The organism is Intestinimonas sp., from assembly GCF_026169115.1.
Taxonomy (GTDB): Bacteria; Bacillota; Clostridia; order Oscillospirales; family Oscillospiraceae; genus Intestinimonas.
Map to the genome: position 1 here is coordinate 1 of NZ_JAPFEA010000108.1, position 15138 is coordinate 15138.

Consider the following 15138-nt stretch of genomic DNA (forward strand, 5'->3'; position numbering starts at 1 on the left):
CATCATCGCCTCCATCCAGAATGACATCGCTGTGGCCTCCAAGATCAAGGACGCGCTGGAAGCAAGCCTGATGCAGGAGGAGGCTATGGAAAACCATGCCGCGCCTGCCGCGGAGGAGCCCACACTCGCACCCGCCGCGCCTGCTGCGGAGGATGCGCCGCCGCAGTCCCCGCCGGTCCAGCCGGAGGAGCCCGCAGAGCCCGCCGCAGAGACGGCGTCGGAAAAGCCGTCCCACGCAGAGCCCGCCGCCGCCCTCGCGCCCCCGGAGGAGCCGCCCGCCCCCGTCGTGGAAGAGCCCGAGGAAGAGCCGGAGGAAGAGCCCGAGGAAGAGCCCGAGGAAGCCGCCCCTTCCGAGCCGGTCATTCCCAATGAGGACCCGCTGGACAGCGCTGAGGACGAGCCGGACGCCGTCTCACAGGAGGACGCCCCGGAGTGTCAGACCCCGTCGGCAGAGGCTTCCAGCCCCGCAGATGAGAGGTCCGACGCTGTAAAGACGCCCGATCCCGGCGATGCAACGGTGATTGTCAACATCATGGAGATGCTGGTAGACGAAATGTCGGAGAAATACATTTCCCTTTTCGGTCTCTGCCGCTGTGAACAGTGTCGGAAAGACGTCATCGCCCTGGCCTTGAATCATCTGCCGCCCCAATACGTCGTCATGCCGAAAAACAACATTCGCCCCCGGCTTGCGATGTACGAGAGCCGGTTCAGCGCCTCCATCACCGCCCAGATCCTGTTCGCCTGCAAAGAAGTCCTGGAAAATCCCCGCCATGACCCGGAGCAGTAAGCCGATTTGCCCTTTTGCCCCCATACGCACAGCGCGCAGAAAGCCTGGCATTAAATGCCAGGCTTTTTTTCCTGCGGCTCAGCGGAACTCGGTTCTGGCTCTGACTCCACATAGGAGTGATTTAATTGCTCCCACAAGACATTCACGTTTTCCATGCACACAAAATACACGTTGGTGAGCACCTGATTGGGAATACCCAATTCTTCGGCCAGGCTGCTGATGGCATTCCAATTCGCCGCCTCATAGCTCAAAACCAGCTCATACAGCTTTCCGCAGCGGCCCTCCTTCCGGAGCAGCGCCGCCTTGATCTCCTCGGCGACTGGAACCTCGTTCAGGATCTCCTCCAGCGGCGCTTCGATCAAATGATTGAGGGTGGAGAACATTCCCATCAGATAGGCTTCCGACTTGGAGATCGGCATGTCCACCGCATACTTCATCAGCTCGCCGCAGAAGTTGGCCCGCATGAAGGACAGCTTCAAAAATTCCTCCGTTCCGGGGTCCACCTGCTCGCTTGTGTTGCTGGCGCTGAGGAGATAGATCCACTGCTTCAACTGGCCCAGTCCAAGGGTCATGATGGCCTGATGGATGGTCGTGGCCCGGTGGCGCAGGGCAAAGTATACGGAGTTCGCTATTTTCAGAAGGCCGTAGGTCAGTCCCGCATCCATGGAGATAAGCCGCTCGATCTCATCCACATCCGGCTCATCCTTTGTCACCGCCACCATCAGGCGGAAGAAATTGCTCTGAAGGTAGGCGCCGCTGTGGGCCTTTGTGGTCAGCTTATCCGCAACATACGGCCCCTCCAGCGCGTCCGCGCCCTGGGAAACGGCCCGGTTATACTCCTCCTCGGTGCGGATGTTGGTGACGATGCACTTCTTGTTCATGCTGTGAGCAATGTCAATCGTGTTGTGCATGGCGAGATCGGCAGTCGTCTGGATATTGAGCTTGATATAGTCGATGCTGTCCAGCAGGGTCAGGTAGCGCGGAGCAAACTGGAACTCATTGACTGCGATTTTATAGCCCTCTTTGGCATACTGATGCACAAAGTGCATCGACAACGGGTGAATGATGACGCTGTCGTCGATCTGGATCACAAGCTCCGACTTGTCGAATAATTTCGGGGTCTTTTTCATCAAGAGCATGGTGGTGAAGGTCATAAAATTTAATGACCCCTTCAATCCCTTTGTGCTGTTCTGAGTCAGGAAGCTGTAAATCGTATCCGCCGCGGCGAAGTCATTGGCAGCGCCGGCATCGCTGCCGAACGCCTGATTCTCTCCGTGATACAGGATCTCATATCCAAGGATGTCGCCCTTCGCATCCTTGATCGCCTGCCTCACAATATACTTATTGGCCATGGCGCTTACCTCCACAATGTACTTTTTCTATACAGGGAGCACTTCCCACCCTGTACGCCAGGTGGCTTATATACCCGATACATCCCTGTCCATCAAACCGCTGTACGCCGGAAAATGAAGCCTCGGAAGACTTCCCTGTCACCGCGAACGGGACAGTACTTACCGATACAGCAGATGGTCGATCACCTGGACCAAATGCCCGATCTCAGGCTTGCCCATCTGCTCGTCCGCCCCAACTTCCTTGCCCTTCTTCCGCATTTCTTCCGTGATAAGCGAAGAGAAAATAATCACGGGAATGTGTTTGAACATTCTGTCATCCTTAATCAGCTTTGTAAGGCGATGTCCATCCATCTGCGGCATTTCGATATCCGTGATAATCAGCGCCACAAACTCCTCCAGATCCTCTCTGCCCCGGAGCGTTTCCAGGTAATCCCACAGCGCCTGACCATCCGGGAACATCTTTGTGTTGACATAGCCGGACTTGTGTAACGCCTCCTCGATCATCTTGCTGAGCAGCACGGAATCCTCAGCGACCAGGATCGCGGCATTGCTCCGCTCCCGCTGCCCCAGCTGGTCGATTTCCGACATCTGGATGGTGGTCTCCGGCGCGATTTCTGCAACGATCTTCTCAAAATCCAGAATCGTGACCAGATCTTCCCCACACTGCGCGATGCCGGTGGCAACGCCCTCCTGCCCGCCAGACACAGTCTTATCCGGCTTTTGGATATCCTTCCAGGAAATGCGGCTGATCCCCACCACGGTATTCACCCGGAAGGCAATATTCATTTTGTTGAAGTTGGTGACAATGAACAGGTCCTTCGGGACCTTCTCGCCGGGAACGCCAAGCAGGTATTTCGGCAGATCGACCACTGTCAGCACGGTATCACGGGGCTTGAAGATCCCCTCGACGGCAGGATGGGCGTGCGGCATGGGCTTCACTGGCTCAGAAACGAGAATCTCTTTCACTTTCGCGACGTTGATCCCATACAGGTTCCCATCAATGGTAAACTGCATGACCTCGATCTCATTTGTACCGGACTCCAACAAGATACCCTTTTTATTATCCTCCAACATTATCCGTAACGCTCCTTTCCGAGCCCATCGTCAAATAATGAGTTCTGGTTTGCCATAGCAGCGCACACAGCCCATGCCGCTTGAAACGTCAAACAGCAGCGTGCGGGCCAGGCCTCCCCCCACATCCTCCTTGAGGATGGGGACGCTTTCCCGTTTCAGGCACATATGCACGCTCTCGATATTGCGCTGTCCGATGTTTCCAAGTGCGCCCCCGCCGCTGACGGCAAACATCTTTGCGCCTCCCGCGATCTTTGCCGTGATACGGCTCCGCAGCGCCCCCTTGGATTCCATCCTTTTTATGGTCTCTCGAATTCCAGTATCAGCGTACTTCATGGTATTGGTGCGCCCGGTCTCCATATTGAGTGGAAGCATAATATGGACCATGGCGCCCAATTTGATTTTTGCGTCATAGAGACAGACGCCGATGCAAGAACCTAATGCGTACGTCACCAGCATTCCGTGCTCTTTTGCCATCTTCATATCGGCAATGCCAATAACGATTTTATCTTCCACTGCTTACGCCCAACTTTCCCAACAGATAATTCAAGGAGCGGATCTCCGGGGACAAAAGCAGCCGGCAGGGAGTTTTCTTTCCTTCGCAGACAAAATCTCCGCCGATCGTCATGATATAGTCCGACTGCCCGCCATACTCGGCCATCGGCACAGTCATAATAGCGCCCTGCATATCCACGGTAAAGGCGGGCACCGTCAGTTCAATGCTGATTCCGGACAGCCCGCTCAGGGCGTTGATAAATGTGGAGATCATAATATTCCCCACCTCAACCAGCGCAGAGCACTCCATTTCATGCAGTCCGTCGTAATCCTCCACATGCTTGTTCAGCATGCTGCCCAGAACCAGATTCACAAAATCCAACTGCTGCACGGACAGCATGATCCCACTGATCTGTCCGCTGATCCTGACAAGGACGCCTGCGGTGATCTCCTCCGGTCCCCCGATCCATTCTATCGCTTCGTTGTACCCCATGATACGCACTTCCGGCACTTCGATCCGGACCTGCTTTCCAATCATAGAGGATAAGGCGGTCGCCGCGTTGCCGGTGCCAATGCTTCCAATTTCCTTCAGCGCATCAAGTTCCAATGAGTTCAATTCGTTATAGTTTTGAATTGCCATAGATTGCCCTCCCATCATCCACGCAGGTTATTGATGGTCGTCTCAATTTCGTCAGATGTCTGCACCATCTTCAGCGCCATACTGTATGCGCGCTGTGACTCGATCACTTTCGTTATTTCATCCGCCAGGTCCACGTTGGACGCCTCCAACATTCCGCGCACCAGCGTTCCGCTCCCCAGATGGAGTCCGCCGTTCTTTTCCACAGCAAGAAACCGTGTCCCTTCCACATGCTCCATGCCGTTGTAATTCATATAGTCGAAAATACCCACCGGCTGCTCCGCTGCATGGTCCGTCACTTCGATCATACCGCCTGTACTGCTCAGCACGAAGCGCCCATCTCCATCAGAAAGGTACATGACCTTCTCCATCACAGGCAGCCCATACTCGTCCAGCTCGTCTGTGGGGCGCTGCAGCTCCGCGACCTTGAAGGACCCGTTTCTGGTCAGGGATATCTCATTGGTCGCCAGATCCACCAGTGCAAAAAAGCCGTCCCCAGCGATCATATAGTCCTGTGCCAGACCCGTACTGACGGCTGTCCCGGGTCTAAAGTCCGTATCTGTCGCCCACAGGCAGGCTCCGGTGCCGGAAGGAAGCTCCGTATCGCCAATGCCCTTTATGTTATCATACATCAGGGCAGCAAATCTGCCTTTCTCCGCCTTAAAGCCGTAGGTATTGATGTTTGCAACGTTATTCCCCTGCACGGCCATGCGTTTTTGCTGCTGATGTGCGCCTACCGCACCGATAAAAAACGACTGATTCATGTTCTCATCCCCACACCTTTACAGTCTTCCAACGTCATTCGCTGCCTTACTCATCAGCTGATCGTACATTTTAGAGACCTGTGCCGCGCTCTGCAACGCCCGCTGAAATGTAATCATTTCCGTCATCTGCTTCACCATATCGGTATTGGACCGCTCCAGATATCCATTCAGTACATTTGGACTTTGAATGGCCTGGGCGTTGTCTCCTGTGAACAATCCGCGGTCGGTGTGCTCCATGGCGTCCAAATCGTCAAAAGCGAAGACGCCCAGCTGCCCAATTATGCCCCCATCGTCATAGTAGATGAGCCCGCTGTCTCCGCCGTACACCTTATCCGTTCCCAGATAAATCGGACGCATCTCAGGATCCAGCATCCGGCCATATCCCGGCAGACAGAGATACCCCTCGTCATCCAGGGAAAAATTGCCCATTCTCGTATAGGCGATCTCGCCCTCTGCGTCCTGCACGGCGAAAAAGCCTTCGCCATTGATGGCAAAGTCCAGGGGAATATCCGTTGGCTCCAAGACTCCCTGGGTATAGTCGGTAACGATCTGGCTGGCCGCCCTGATATAGCTTTGCCGCCCGATCTCGCTCCCGGTCAGCTGCTTGTTGCCCACGCGGCTATACATCACCTCATCAAAGGTGCTGGCCACATACCGGTCCTGCTTGTAGCCCGCAGTAGAAATATTCACCATATTATTGGCAATGACGTTCAAATTCTGCTGATGTGTCAGCATGGAAGAAGTCAGGTTATAAAAGCCCTTAAACATCTCCAACCCCCCTGCATTTCCGATGATATGTGTGCCTACATCTCCACTCCCTGGAGGTACTGTTTCATGTAATCTTGCAGCTTCCGAATTGCTTTTGCATGAATTTGGGAGATTCTCGGACTGCTGAGCTGCATCACCTGGGCGATCTCCTTCATGCTCAGGTTTTTTTCATAGTAAAGCGAGAGTACGATCTGCTCATTCTTTTTCAGCTTTGTGATGGCCTCTGCCAGTGTCCGGTGCAGTTCCTTCCGCTCCAATGCTTTTTCAGGCTGTACGGCGGCATCCCTGGTCGGAACCTCGACCCTGTAATCATCCGCATCCTTCACCTCTAAAAGCATATCCAGGGACATGACATTGCTCAACACGATCCCAGCCACATCCTTCTGGTAGCGTTCCTTCGTCGTTCCCAGGCTTGTAATCAGCTCTGCCTCCGTTGGATACCGCCCCAATGAAGCGGTCAGCTCCTGCATCGCATGGTCGATCTCCCCAGCGCGCTGGCGAATATTGCGCGGCGTCCAGTCCTGTTTCCGGGCAAGGTCATACACCATTCCGCGGATTCGCTTCGAGACATAAGTTTCAAACTTGACGCCCCGCTCCGGTTCAAATTTATCAATCGCATTCAGCAGCGTCAGGATACCCTCGTTCACGATATCGTCGATCTGGGCAAAGCCGCTGTATACGCTCCGAACGCGCAAGGCCGCATTTCGGATCAGCTCCTCATACCGCATGACCAGCGGCCACTTGAGGGCTTCATCCCCGTCCCGTTTATAGCGCAGTAACAGGTCATCGGTATCCATTTCCGCAATTTCCTGCTCTGTATAAGTTCGCGTTGCATGGACTGTCTCGTCGCTCATGTACCCACCGCCTTTCTCGCCGGTGTGTCCATGGTAATGTTGCCAATCGCCTGAATTTGCACGGAGCCCGTGATCTCATTGAATGAGAGCACATAGACATCCGGATAAAACTGCGTAATCATTTTGCTGAAATACCCTCGAATGACCTGACTGACCAAGATGATGGGCCGCTGCGAGAGCTCGTTGAACTTACGGATATGCTCGCCCATCTGTCCGACGATCTGCTGCATCAGGTCCGCTCCGAGCGCCAGATAAACGCCCTGCTCGTTGCGGGTCAGCGAGGATACGATTTTCGTCTCCACTTCTGCATCCAGCGTCACAACACGCAGCTGCCCATCCTCGCAGAAGCGCCGCGTGATGGTCCTCGCCAGCGCCCCGCGGACCTGCTCTGTAACGGTGTCAATGTCCCGGCCCTGACTCAGCCCGTCTACAAGGGTCTCTATGATCGTGCTCAGATCCTTGATCGGCACGCCTTCTTTCAGCAGGTTTCTGAGTACTTTTTCCAGCACCGCATAGGAAACGACGCCAGGTATCGCCTCCTCAACCAAATCAGGTGAAAATCGCTTCAGATTTTCAACCAGCTGGATGGTTTCTGCCCGATTCAACAGCTCATACGCATGCTTCCGAATCGTCTCGGAAAGGTGGGTCAGCATGACAGACAGCGGATCGATCACCGTATATCCGTATACCTCCGCAAGCTCCCGGTCCTCCGGCAGGATCCATCTGGACGGAATGCCATACGCCGGCTCAATGGTCTCAATGCCGTCGATCTCTCCCAATGGGTTTGCCGGCTCCAGAGCCAAATAGTAATCCACCAGGATCTCTCCTCTGGCCACCTCTTCGCCCCGGATACGGATCACATATTGATTTGTGCCCAGCGATGATGCGTCGTGGAGCCGGATCGACGGGAACACAAACCCCATATCCTGCGCATACTGTCTGCGGAAAATGACAATTCGGTTAATCAGCTTTCCGCCATGGCTCTCGTCCACCATGGGAATCAGGCTATATCCGAATTCCATCTCAATGGGCTCGACATTCAAAAGGGTGTAGACATTGTCAATGTTCTTATAGTAGTCTCCCTCGCTCGGGGGAAGCTCCTCCTGCGTTTCGTCCGCATCCGCCTCTATGGCCGCTTGCTGCTGATCCATATTTTTCTTAATCAGATAGCCTCCACCGATCAGTGCGACGCCGCCCACCACCAGAGACACGTGGGGCGTCTTGGGAATGGCCGCGAGGAAAAGCAAAATGACGCCGGTGGCCATGAAAGCACGGGGCTGCGCCTTGAACTGCCCGACGACATCCCTGTTGAGGCTTCCCTCGGAGACAGACCGGGTCACGATCATGCCGGTCGCTGTGGAGATCATCAGGGCCGGCATCTGGGAAACCAGTCCGTCGCCAATGGTAACGATGGAGTAGTTCTGAAGCACGGAACTAAAGTCGCCGCCGCCCATCACAACACCAATGATAACACCGCCCACAAAATTGATCAGCGTGATAATCAGTGACATGACGGCGTCACCCTTCACGATTTTTGTTGCGCCGTCCATGGCGCCGTAAAAATCTGCCTCCTTTTGAATCTTTCCTCGGCGTATCCGGGCCTCCTGTTCATTGATTAGGCCGGAGGACAGGTCGGCATCAATGGCCATCTGCTTTCCCGGCATCGCGTCCAGGGTAAAGCGGGCGGCCACCTCGGCCACACGCTCGGCGCCCTTGGTGATGACAATGAACTGGACCAGGACAATAATCAGGAAGATCACCACGCCAATGACGATATTGCCGCTGGTAATCAACTGGCCGAAATTCTGAATAACCTCGCCCGCATAGCCGGTGGAAAGGATCAATTTCGTACTGGACACATTCAATCCGAGTCGAAACAGCGTCGTCACCAGCAGCAGCGACGGAAATATGGAGAACTCAAGTGCTTCGGATATATTCATCGTAATCATGAGGATCATGATGGAAAGTCCGATATTGATAATCAATAAAACGTCAAGCAAAAACGTGGGCAGCGGGATGAACAAAAACAAAATGATGATAATGACGCCTAACGCCACGGCATTATCCAGCGCAATTTTCAGTGCACGTTTCATATTCAACCCACCCCCTATCTCTCATATACAACATACATCAATCCAAACGAAGCTCAGTCTTACACTTTATATCGATCAGCGCGGTACACCCGCGCTTTTATTTGCCAACTTGAAAATAAAGACCAGGACCTCCGCCACGGCGCCATACAGCTCTGGCGGGATCTGTCCGTTCAGCTCACACTGGGCGTACAGCGCCCTGGCAAGGGGCACATTTTCCACCACAGCGACCCCGTGCTCCTCTGCAACGCGCGCGATCCGCAATGCCAGCTCGTCCTGACCCTTGGCCACGACCACCGGCGCATCGTCGGAATCTGGACGGTAGCGAAGCGCCACTGCGAAGTGCGTCGGGTTTCGGATGACGACATCGGCCTGTGGAACCTGCTGCATCATGCGTTGCTGCGCCATCCTGCGCTGTGTCTCCTTGATTTTTCCCTTGATCTGCGGATCGCCTTCGGTCTGTTTGTACTCCTCTTTGACCTCCTGCTTGCTCATCCGCAGCTGCCGCTCATAGTCCCACCACTGGTACATAAAATCAAAAGCCGCGAGCGCGGTAAAGGCGAGGATGATCCACAAGACCATCTGTTTTCCATTGTCAAACAGGTGGGCACACGATGCGCTCAAATCCGTATAGAGATACTTGGAACTCTCCAGAAACTGATTTTTTAAGCTCAAGAAAATGATAATCATCAACAGTACGATCTTCAAAATCCCCTTGAGTGCATCAATGACGCTCCTCAGGGAAAAAAGGCGCTTCACGCCCTGTACGGGGCTGATCCGGCTGAACTTGGGCCGCAGCAGCTCCCCGCTCACCAGAAATCTCGTCTGCGCAAAGGTGGCGGCCACCGCGCAAAACGCGGTCACCAGCGTGACCGGAAAGACAGTCTTCACAAGGACAACAAGCGCCTGCATGCCGATCTCCCGCAGTATCTCCGCACCGCTTGCGCTCTCTCCGCACTTGGCCACGCAATAGGAAAAAAAGCCGCCCAGCTGAGTCGCCAGGGTATCCGCCATCAGGAACAGCACAAACACAGAGGCCAGCAGCGTCGCGACAGATACTGCGTCCTGGCTGAGAAAGACATTGCCTTTTTTTCGTTCATCCCGTCGCTTTTTGGGGGTTGCTTTTTCTGTTTTAGAGCCGTCCGCCAAGGTCTGTCCCCCCCCTCCCCCAACATCGCGCCGCACATCATCCGGTCAATTTCAAAACGGCTTCCAGGCTGTCCAGCATCATCATTTCTGCATCCAGCAGGAACTCGCTGAACGGCGCTATCAGTATGAACAGCAACGCAAGCCCAATCAGCACCTTCAATTCGATGTTGATGGAAAATACGTTGATTTGGGGGATCGCCTTCATCAGGATTCCCATGCCGATCTGGCCAAGCAGCTCTGCTGCCAAAATCGGCATACACAGCTTTACAGCCAGAACCGTACACTCCACAAACAGCGACAGCATAGCGCTGGAGAGCTCCGGCCCAAAAGAAACCGCGCCAAACGGAACGATTTGTCCGGAGGAAGCCATGATGCGGAGCAGTGTGTGGTGCCCATTTGCCGCAAAAAAGAGGAGCGTCATCAACACATTCAGAAATTGGCCGGTAACAGACATATTGGCCTGGGCGCCGGCGTCATAGATCTCGTTCATCGTCATGCCCATCTGTGTGTCAATGACCAGTCCGGCCAGCTGGGGAATATAGAAGAAGAAATTTATCACCATGCCCAGCACAAAGCCCAGCGCCAGCTCCAAAAGCAGTCGGAGCGCCAGGGCTATCACCCCGTCAGGCAGCGTTGTTTGCTGCTGTGCGAGGGGAAACACAAAGACCGACAGCGATAGGATCAGCCCCGCCCGAAACAATCCCGGCAGGCTTTTCCGTCCCAGCAGAGGATTAAACAGGACAAATCCACTCATTCTCGCAATAATATAGAGGAAAAGTGTGAGCTGGGCCCAATTCAGCTCCATCTGTACTCACCTCTTCCATCACGAGGCAATAATCATAAACATCTGCCGTATGTAATCCTGAAGCGTTTCCAGCATCCAGCCGCCCCCGACCAGGAGCACCAGCACCACAACGATCAGCTTCAATATGAACGAAATCGTCTGCTCATGGATCTGTGTAACTGCCTGGAGAACTGCCACGACCATGCCGACCAGCATGCTCAAAAGCAGCATCGGGCTGCTGAGTTTAATCGCAACGCCGACGGCCTCCCGCATTACATCAGACACCAGGACCGTATCCATCACTCAGCCTCCTACTAATTGAAACCTCGTACCAAACTCGAAAATAGCAGCTCCCACCCATTTACCGTCACAAACAAAAGAAGTTTGAAGGGCATTGAGATCATAGACGGCGGCAGCATAATCATACCCATCGACATCAGTGTGGACGACACAACAATGTCGATCAGCATAAAGGGGATGTAGAGAAGCAGACCGATCAAAAATGCTCTTTGCAGTTCGCAGGTCATAAAGGCCGGGACAAGGATACGGAGGGGCAACGCCTTCGCAGCAGCTCCATCCATCCTTTCGGGCGCATCCGTCTTCGCCAGGTCACAAAACATCTCCAGGGTCGCTGGTTTTGTGTTCCGCAGCATGAACTCTTTCAGCGGCACCTGCGCCCGGCTGAAAAACTCCTCCTGCGTGATCTCTTCCGCCACATACGGTTCATAGGCTTCCTTCTGGATCTGTGTGATCGCGGGGCTCATGGTAAACAGCGTCAAAAATAGTGCGATCCCGATCAGGACAAGGTTGGGAGGCGTCTGCTGGGTGCCAAGTGCTGAACGAAGGAACGAAAAGGAAATGACATACCGGGTAAAGGATGTCATCATAACGATCAAGGAGGGCAGCAGCGTAATTATCGTTGTGAGAAATAGGATCTCCAAGGTCTGAACGCTGTCCCCATTGATATTGATTAGTCCGTCCGGCAATCCCCGCTCACCTCCGTTCGCCGTGATTGGTCATTTTGTCGCGCAGGATGTGGAGAAAGTCATTTCCAGTCCCCCCCTGCCGGTCCGCCGACTCTTTTGTCCAGGACTCCAGCTCTTCCTGCGTAAATTCTGCCAGCAGAGAAATACTGCTCTGCGCCATGCCAAGGAGAAAGCAGCGGCTGCCTGTCCGTACAACAAGCAGCGACTGCCCTTTCCCAAGCGGGAGCCGGGCCAATAGTTCCAGCTTACACTGCATGCCGGCTGTACCCAAATTGCCGAACATGCTCCCTCCGGCCAGGCGTTTTGTCACCCAATAGGCGAGACCGAGTATTACGATCACACTTACCAGGAGCCAGAGCAATGCGGCGATATCCCCTCTTTCCATGCGGGATCAGGGCGCGCCCAGAATACTGTTCACCGTCTTCAGCACACGCTCAGGCTTGAAGGGCTTGACAATAAAGTCCTTGGCGCCCGATCTGACCGCATCCATGACCATGCTTTCCTGTCCCATGGCGGAGCACATCACCACGTTGGCGTCCCCGTCTTTCCCGCGGATGGCCTTTAACGCCTCCAAGCCATCCATATTCGGCATCGTAATGTCCATGATGACAAGGTCGGGATGGATCTCGCTATACTTCTCAACGGCGTCCGCGCCATCCTCCGCCTCAAACAGCTCGGTGTACCCGTTCTTACTCAGGGTATCCTTAATCATCTTCCGCATAAATGCAGCGTCGTCGACCAGCAATATTTTCTTTCCCATTCTTATAACCATCCTTTTTCAGCTGATTTATATTGGTGTATCCGTCTTGGCTCGCTGTGTCAGTCACTTTCTCGAGTTTTCATCGCCGTCATACTTCTGGACGATCTCCGTGATACGAACGCCAAAGTTATCGTCGATTACCACAACATCACCTTTCGCGATACACTTTCCATTCACAAACAGATCCACCTGATCGCCGGCCAGCTTATCCAGCACCACAAGCGACCCCTTATTGAATTCCAGAATGTCCTGAACCTTGCGCTGTGTCCGTCCGATCTCCACAGTCACCTGAACAGGAACCTCCATAATCAGATCCAGGTTCTGGGCCTGTTCTTTTCCAAGCGATTGAGATACATCCATTTCCGGCATGGGGACCGGCTTCGTTGCGATCACCTTCGGGTCGGGCGACTGGGTCATCGGCTGCTGGGGCGGATAGGGGTAGGGATACGGGTAGGGGGGATAATACGGCGGCGGATATCCCATTCTCCCTGCATCAGGCGGAAAGCCTCCCTGCTCGGACGTCTGGGGGAAGGGATAGCCCTGCTGCGGAGGTACAGCCGTCTGCGGCGCCGGCGCACCGGACGGCGCCTGAGAGGGAAGTCCCGCCGTACCGCCGGCCATCAGCTTCTCGATCTCCTCCTGGCTCATCTGCCGGCTGCCGCCGGCCTCTGCCGGCGCCTGGCTTGCTGGCGGCTGGTTGTTGCTGTAACCGCCCGTCATCAGCTGCTCAATTTCCTCCTGGCTCATCTGCCGGCTGCCCGCAGACGGCGGCTCCGGCTGCTGCATGCCGCCCGCATTGCCTGAGAGCAGCTTTTCGATCTCTTCCTGGCTCATCTGCCGGCTGCTGCCGGCGGCTTCCGGCCCCGGAGCGCCGGAGGGCGCGGCGACTGGCGCGCTCTCCTCAACGTCTTCCTCCAGGCCCAATGCTTGCAGCAGCTCCTTCGCAAGAGATACGCTCATGACGTTCATGAACTCGCTCTCCAGCGTATTCTCGATTTTCAGAGAAAAGCGCACGACCACAATGGTGTCAGCGCCCTGCGGCAGATGCGCCTCCTTGAACTCGTCCAGATTTTCCAGTTCAAAAGGCGTCGGTGTGGAGATGTTGACCGGGAATCCCAGGAAGTCCGACAATGCCGTAGAGGCCGCGCCCATCATCTGATTCATGACCTCGCAGACGGCGCTGATGGTCAGCTCATTGAGCTCAAATTCCTCATCCGGCGTTTCCGCACCCATGAGGATATCGACGATCACCTTGATGTCGCTGCGGCGCAGCAACATGATGTTGGAGCCCTCGAGCCCCTCCACATACTTGATCTCGACGCCCATGGCCGGCTCCAGATTGCCAATGGAAAAATCGGCGACATCCACCACCGATACCTGCGGCGTTGTAATATCCACCCTGTGGTCCAGCATATTGGAAACCGCTGTGGCCGAGGAGCCAAGGCTGATATTCATCATTTCCCCAATGGCGTCAATTTCCATCGGGCTGAACAGTTTTTTCTCCATGCCCGCCTATTCACTCCTTTTGTTCGGCCTGATCGAGTACCTCATCAATCCTGACCGCTATATTTTTTTTGTGGGTTCCCATTCTGCCGGCAAACCAGTGATATCCGCCGATGTCCAGGTAAATCGAGGATTCCTTGGAACGCCCCAGATCAATTACATCCCCAACATTCAAGTGGTAAATGTCACTCAACGAAAGCTGCGTTTCTCCCAAAACCGATACGATCTCCAGGCGCGAGTCACGCAGACTGTCAAAAATCTCGTTGGATTTGCTCTCCACTGCCGCTCTCCGTACAGGGTTTTCCCGGCTCATCTCAGCAAAAATATTGGTGAGGATCTCTCCCGGCAGGCAGATGCTCATTCTGCCGGAGATATTGCTGAACTGCATTTTCATGTCAACAATAATGACGATCTCATCCAACCCGATGATCTGACTCAGCGTCGGATTGATATCGGTTCTATTGTAAGAAAACGCAATGGGAATGTAGTTCTCCCAGCTTCCACCCATCACGGAGATCATGTCCCGGACCAGCTCTTCATACAGCCGCAGCTCCAGGTCCGTGTAGCTGTAATCGGAGGCGATGGACTCATCCATCGCTCCATCACCGCCGAGCATCCGGTCCATCATACTCAGCGCCGTTGTCGTGGAAAGATACAGCATCGCCGGGGTGTCCTCGTGCTTCCCCTTGACCGCCACATCGATCAGGGCCAGCACATCCCCCTCCGTCAACGCGTTTGAGAACTCGTAATAACGCTGCTCCTCAATGCTCTCCACAGTGATCTCACAGTTGGCGCGCAGCCGGGCGTTCAGCCGTGAATTGATGATACGGGAGTAATTGTCGAAGATCCCGTTCAGCATTTTGATCCGGTCTCTGGTAAACTTCCTCGGACTGCTAAAGTCGTACTTTCGGTACTTCTTCTCCTGCTGCTCCTCGCTCTGTGCATTCACATCCTTCTCGCCGCTGCGAACTGCGCTCAGTAAAGCGTCTATTTGACTTTGTGATAATACTTCTGCCATATAAGTTCCTCACAAGCTCAGTCGATGCGCCGTACCGTCAGCGGGGGATACATCCCCCGCCACACGTGAACATCTCATGTAGTCTCTAAGTTGGCGATGCCGCCCTGGAGCTCCTGCTCC

Annotated in this window: 17 protein-coding genes; 1 reads left to right on the plus strand and 16 read right to left on the minus strand. The window is 54.5% G+C overall.

Annotation, left to right across the window (positions count from 1 at the left end):
• Positions 1-787, plus strand: a 787-nt coding sequence (locus Q0Y09_RS09490; protein ID WP_297720741.1) for a late competence development ComFB family protein, incomplete at its 5' end; no start/stop codon positions are given.
• A 50-nt stretch (positions 788-837) separates the two neighbouring features.
• Here the strand turns inward: Q0Y09_RS09490 and Q0Y09_RS09495 are convergent.
• From Q0Y09_RS09495 to Q0Y09_RS09570, 16 genes are all read right to left on the minus strand, one after another.
• Positions 838-2139 carry an EAL and HDOD domain-containing protein gene (locus Q0Y09_RS09495; RefSeq protein WP_297720744.1) on the minus strand — a complete coding sequence of 434 codons (1302 nt, stop codon included), beginning with the start codon at positions 2137-2139 and terminating at the stop codon, positions 838-840.
• Positions 2140-2298: 159 nt separating this feature from the next.
• Complete coding sequence (locus tag Q0Y09_RS09500; RefSeq protein WP_297720746.1) at positions 2299-3213, minus strand: chemotaxis protein; 915 nt, start codon at positions 3211-3213, stop codon at positions 2299-2301.
• 30 nt (positions 3214-3243) lie between these two features.
• Entirely contained in the window at positions 3244-3726 is a 483-nt protein-coding gene (locus tag Q0Y09_RS09505; RefSeq protein WP_297720749.1) for a chemotaxis protein CheD, read from the minus strand.
• Entirely contained in the window at positions 3716-4345 is a 630-nt protein-coding gene (locus tag Q0Y09_RS09510) for a chemotaxis protein CheC (protein ID WP_297720752.1), read from the minus strand. Before Q0Y09_RS09510 ends, Q0Y09_RS09505 begins: the two co-directional genes overlap by 11 nt.
• A gap of 14 nt (positions 4346-4359) precedes the next feature.
• Positions 4360-5106, minus strand: a complete 747-nt coding sequence (locus tag Q0Y09_RS09515) for a flagellar hook-basal body protein (RefSeq protein WP_297720754.1) — start codon at positions 5104-5106, stop codon at positions 4360-4362.
• Between the two features lie 18 nt (positions 5107-5124).
• Positions 5125-5874 carry a flagellar hook-basal body protein gene (locus Q0Y09_RS09520; protein WP_297720756.1) on the minus strand — a complete coding sequence of 250 codons (750 nt, stop codon included), beginning with the start codon at positions 5872-5874 and terminating at the stop codon, positions 5125-5127.
• A 35-nt stretch (positions 5875-5909) separates the two neighbouring features.
• Complete coding sequence (locus Q0Y09_RS09525; RefSeq protein WP_297720759.1) at positions 5910-6728, minus strand: sigma-70 family RNA polymerase sigma factor; 819 nt, start codon at positions 6726-6728, stop codon at positions 5910-5912.
• Entirely contained in the window at positions 6725-8821 is a 2097-nt protein-coding gene (gene flhA / locus Q0Y09_RS09530) for a flagellar biosynthesis protein FlhA (RefSeq protein WP_297720761.1), read from the minus strand. Before flhA ends, Q0Y09_RS09525 begins: the two co-directional genes overlap by 4 nt.
• A gap of 75 nt (positions 8822-8896) precedes the next feature.
• A complete protein-coding gene (gene flhB, locus Q0Y09_RS09535) occupies positions 8897-9967 on the minus strand; it encodes a flagellar biosynthesis protein FlhB (RefSeq protein ID WP_297720763.1) in 1071 nt (356 codons plus the stop codon).
• 37 nt (positions 9968-10004) lie between these two features.
• On the minus strand, positions 10005-10772 hold the full coding sequence (locus Q0Y09_RS09540) for a flagellar biosynthetic protein FliR (protein WP_297720766.1): 768 nt from the start codon (positions 10770-10772) through the stop codon (positions 10005-10007).
• A gap of 18 nt (positions 10773-10790) precedes the next feature.
• Positions 10791-11051: a flagellar biosynthetic protein FliQ gene (locus Q0Y09_RS09545; protein ID WP_297720768.1), complete on the minus strand. Its 261-nt coding sequence runs from the start codon at positions 11049-11051 to the stop codon at positions 10791-10793.
• A 14-nt stretch (positions 11052-11065) separates the two neighbouring features.
• A complete protein-coding gene (fliP, locus tag Q0Y09_RS09550; protein WP_297720771.1) occupies positions 11066-11737 on the minus strand; it encodes a flagellar type III secretion system pore protein FliP in 672 nt (223 codons plus the stop codon).
• Positions 11738-11744: 7 nt separating this feature from the next.
• The gene (locus tag Q0Y09_RS09555) at positions 11745-12122 is read right to left on the minus strand and encodes a flagellar biosynthetic protein FliO (RefSeq protein ID WP_297720774.1); all 378 of its coding nucleotides are present in this window, start codon (positions 12120-12122) and stop codon (positions 11745-11747) included.
• 6 nt (positions 12123-12128) lie between these two features.
• A complete protein-coding gene (locus Q0Y09_RS09560; protein ID WP_297720777.1) occupies positions 12129-12497 on the minus strand; it encodes a response regulator in 369 nt (122 codons plus the stop codon).
• Positions 12498-12560: 63 nt separating this feature from the next.
• On the minus strand, positions 12561-14003 hold the full coding sequence (fliN, locus tag Q0Y09_RS09565; protein ID WP_297720780.1) for a flagellar motor switch protein FliN: 1443 nt from the start codon (positions 14001-14003) through the stop codon (positions 12561-12563).
• A 10-nt stretch (positions 14004-14013) separates the two neighbouring features.
• Entirely contained in the window at positions 14014-15018 is a 1005-nt protein-coding gene (locus Q0Y09_RS09570; protein ID WP_297720782.1) for a flagellar motor switch protein FliM, read from the minus strand.
• Between the last annotated feature and the right edge of the window lie 120 nt (positions 15019-15138).